The organism is Mesorhizobium sp. M1A.F.Ca.IN.020.06.1.1, assembly GCF_004023265.1.
GTDB lineage: Bacteria > Pseudomonadota > Alphaproteobacteria > Rhizobiales > Rhizobiaceae > Mesorhizobium.
The window spans coordinates 1-412 of record NZ_RZSR01001837.1; the positions used below are offsets into that span (position 1 = coordinate 1).

Sequence of the window (412 nt, forward strand, 5' to 3'; positions counted from 1 at the left end):
GTTGCGCGCCGAGACGATGCCGACCGTGACCGTGCCGCCAAGACCGAACGGATTGCCGATCGCCATCACCCAGTCGCCGACGCGCATCTTGGTGGAATCGCCGAACTTCACCGCCGTTAATTTGTGGCCCTTCGGATCGACCTTCAGCAACGCGACGTCGGTCTTTGTATCAGTGCCGACAAGCGTCGCCTTCAGCGTCACGCCGTCGGAGAAATTGACCTCGATGTCGTCGGCATCGGCGATGACGTGATTGTTGGTCACCACGATGCCCTGCTCGGCATCGATGACGAAGCCGGAGCCAAGCGACTGCACCTTCTGCCCGCCGCCCTTGTCGCCGCCGCGGTTCTTGAAGAAGTCATCGAAAAAGTCCTGGAAGGGCGAGCCTTCCGGAAGCTGTGGCATCGGCACCGCA

Annotated in this window: 1 protein-coding gene; it reads right to left on the bottom strand. The window is 61.7% G+C overall.

The genetic code is table 11. The annotated features are described in order from the left end of the window. Window positions 1-412 (bottom strand): trypsin-like peptidase domain-containing protein (locus EOA60_RS37145; RefSeq protein WP_128312832.1); only part of this gene is annotated, 412 nt, incomplete at both ends.